The 1,631-nt window shown below is 75.3% G+C and carries 1 protein-coding gene and 1 pseudogene; both read right to left on the bottom strand.

From position 1 onward, the window contains the following. Positions 1-663, bottom strand: a pseudogene (locus MHW47_RS35255) (hypothetical protein); the annotation flags it as partial. A gap of 109 nt (positions 664-772) precedes the next feature. After that, a partial coding sequence (locus MHW47_RS35250) for a DUF2786 domain-containing protein (RefSeq protein WP_239227886.1) occupies positions 773-1,631 on the bottom strand: 859 nt, incomplete at its 5' end.

The following is a 1,631-nucleotide window of genomic DNA, read 5'->3' as shown; positions in this document are numbered from 1 at the left end:
GTCACGTCGCTGGGGAACGGCGACACCCAGGACATCAGGTGGACCTGGGACGGCCAGGTGGAGCGCCTCACCGGCCAGGGCAGCGGCGGCAAGACCTCCGACGTCGGCCTCGGCGGCCAGGGCGTCGGCGAGCGCGTCGCGCTGGGCGCCCCATCTGCGGATCGGGAAGAGCACGATCAGGGTGGCCTGGACGACTCCGCCGAACGCGATCATCGCGCCGTGCAGGGCGGCCTGGGCGGCGGAGGTGGGCAGGGTGATGGTGACGAGCATGATCGCGACGTTGGACGCGGCGATGATGCCGCCGGTCGGCCCGGCCGCCCAGGCGAGCCCGGCGAGGAACGTCCAGACGACCAGGAGCAGCACGAAGAGCGCGAGATGGGTGCCGGTGACGTAGCCGACGAAGGTGGAGATCCCGAGGCTGACCCCGGAGACCAGGGCGAGGACCGGGCGGGGGCGCCAGCTGCGCTGGAAGGTGGCGATGGCGGCCTGGAACGCGCCGAAGGCGGAACTGGCGGCGACCACGGGCCCGAAGAGGGCCAGGCTCACCCCGATGACGAGCGCGAGCCCGGCGGCGCCGCGCAGGGCGACGAGCGGTTCGAGGCGCCGCCGCTCGATCTTCAGGCCGGAGCGGGCGGTCTCCTTCAGCGCCCGGAGCCAGCTCATGGGCCGAGCCTAGCCGGAATTACTCTTTCGCCCGACTTGTCCGGGCCCGTGGAGTGCCCGACTTGTCCGGGCCCGTGGAGTGCTCGGCTCGTCCGGGCCCGTGGAGTGCTCAGCGCGGGATGCGGCTGTGTTCCCGGGGTTCGGTGCCCATGCGGGCGGCGTCGGCCGCCTCGGTGCCGTGGGTCCAGCCCGCCAGGTCCGTCGCGCCCCGGACGCGGGTGGTCGTGGTGTGCGGGAAGAGCTCGTCGGCGGCGCGGGTGACCGCCAGGTCGCGGGCGGCCAGGGCCGGGAGGAGGGCGGGGGCCCCGGCTTCGGCCTCGCTCCGGTTCGTGGCCGCCTCCAGGCGGGTGCCCAGGCGCTGGGCGTAGGCCATCAGGAAGGACTGCCGGAACGTCTTGGTGCGTTTGCGGCCGCCCGCGCGCTGGCCCGCCTCGGCGCGGGTCATCGCGGCCGTGCCCTGCACCAGCAGCGAGGTGTGGAGCAGTTCCACCGCCGCCAGGTCCGCCTCGAAGCCGACGACGGTGCTGAAGCCGAGATCGCCGTTCCACACGGCGCGGCAGCGGTTCGCCGAGGCCACCGCGTCCAGCAGGATCGCCTTGGCGGTCTCGTAGGGGGCGTCCACTCCGATCCGGCAGGCGGCGGGGGTGCGGTCGCCGTGCGTCCGGGCGGCGAGCAGGGCCTCGTCGATGCTGTGCCGGGCCATCAGCTCCTGCGCCTTGGCGGTCAGCGCCTCCGCCTCCTCCGGATAGCCGGTCGCCTCCGCCTTGGCCAGCAGGGCGCGGATGCGGGTGAGCATCCGGGGCTCCCCCGCGGCGGGCGGCCCGTGCAGGGCCTCGCGGGCCGCGCCGGGCGGCGGCCCGACCGGCTCGATGGCGGGCAGGTTCAGCAGCAGCCGGTACAGCGCGAGGAGCGCGGAGGCGTAGGAGAACCGGTCCGGCCGGCCCGCGGGCGGCGCGGCGGGCAGTTCG

The organism is Streptomyces sp. OfavH-34-F (assembly GCF_022347745.1).
GTDB lineage: Bacteria > Actinomycetota > Actinomycetes > Streptomycetales > Streptomycetaceae > Streptomyces.
Note: the sequence above shows the minus strand (reverse complement) of the source record. Positions and strands in the feature narration are given on the sequence as shown.